Consider the following 1,530-nt stretch of genomic DNA (forward strand, 5'->3'; position numbering starts at 1 on the left):
CCTCAGAGGCTGTGAATCTATGTGATTTGGCGTGTTTCCGTTTGCGGAAGCGTGAGTCGGATGATTCCCTGCTTTCCAAGGTCGATGGAGGCACGGATGTCACGCGAGACGCTGTTTGATGATCTGCCTGAAGCTGAGCCGGTTGCGCGGGAATGGCCGGGGCAGCCGCGGCTTCGCGAGCCTGTGCGCGATCAAGTTGAGCTGCGTGCCGTGGATCTTGAGGCGCTGCTGCCGGGCGAGCATCCGGCACGTGTGATCTGGGCCTATGTTCAAAAGCTCGACCTCCGCGCGCTTGAGGAAACGGTCCGTGCGCGCACGCATGGACCGGGGCAAGCCCCTGTCAGCCCGCGCCTGCAGTTGGCGTTGTGGCTGTATGCCACGAGCCAGGGCGTTGGCAGCGCCCGGGCATTGGAGCGGCTTTGCGAAAGCCATGACGCCTATCGCTGGCTCTGCGGCGGGGTCCGCGTGAACTACCATAGCCTGTCGGAGTTCCGCACCGCGCATCCGGAGCTTTTGGAGCAGTTACTAGTGAAGCACGTTGCCTCGCTCTCGGTAGCAGGCGTGATCGACCTTGATGAGGTGGTGCAGGATGGCGTGCGGGTGCGCGCCTCGGCCGGAGCGAGTTCGTTCCGGCGTAAGAAGAAGTTGCACAAGGAGTTGAAGAAGGCCAAGCGTCTGGTCGAGCGCTTGCGGCAGGAGAATGACGACGATCCCGACGCCAGCAACAAGCGTATCCGAGCCGCACAGGACCGTGCGGCCCGTGAACGCGAGGCGCGTGTTGCGGCTGCACTCGAGCAGCTTGCCGCAATCGAAGCGCATCGCGCGCGGCGCGGCCGAGAGAACAGGAACAACAGGAAGAAGGGAAGCCAGCGCTCCGAGCCGCGCGCTTCTACGACAGACCCGCAGGCGCGGGTCATGAAGATGGCCGATGGCGTCTTCCGCCCAGCCTACAACTGTCAGATCGCAAGCGTCGCCGAGGGACAGATCGCTATCGCCGTGGATGTGACCATGGTCGGCTCGGATCGGGGCTTGATGCGGCCGATGCTGGAGCGGCTTACCGGCCTCTATGGCCGCCCGAAACGCCATCTCGTCGACGGTGGCTTCAACAAGAACGAGGACATCGAATGGGCCGCGGCCGAAGGGATCAAGGTTTATGGTCCGCCTGCCAACAGCAAACATGGGACCGATCCCTATGCGCCGCGCACGGACGACGGCCCGGGTATGGCTGCCTGGCGCGGACGGATGAAAAGTCCTCACGGCAAGGGCGTTTACAAACGCCGGGCGCCAGGCGAATGCATCAACGCCCGCTTCCGCAACTGGGGCCTGCGCCAGTTCACGGTTCGGAGCCGCAACAAGGTGCTCACCGTGCTGCGCTGGTTTGCCCTCGCCAACAACGTCCTCGCCGGACACAGGCTCCTGGCCCAAGCAGCATAACCAAACACCATCGACCTTGAGGGCTGCGCCCTGATCGCCATCGCTCTACTGAGCCAAATGGCGCGGTCACCACTCATAGGGTCACAAGCTCTCAGG

Annotated in this window: 1 protein-coding gene; it reads left to right on the top strand. The window is 63.6% G+C overall.

Annotated elements, in window-relative coordinates; genetic code table 11:
• Positions 1-96 precede the first annotated feature (96 nt).
• Positions 97-1,434: an IS1182 family transposase gene (locus ACFFWD_RS07130; RefSeq protein WP_376962868.1), complete on the top strand. Its 1,338-nt coding sequence runs from the start codon at positions 97-99 to the stop codon at positions 1,432-1,434.
• The last annotated feature ends 96 nt before the right edge of the window (positions 1,435-1,530 follow it).

Source organism: Bradyrhizobium erythrophlei (assembly GCF_042430365.1).
GTDB lineage: Bacteria > Pseudomonadota > Alphaproteobacteria > Rhizobiales > Xanthobacteraceae > Bradyrhizobium > Bradyrhizobium erythrophlei.

What these genes read in the sequence shown, in the direction of transcription:
- ACFFWD_RS07130 (WP_376962868.1), top strand. Translation starts at nt 97, where the DNA reads ATGTCACGCGAGACGCTGTTTGATGATCTGCCTGAAGCTGAGCCGGTT.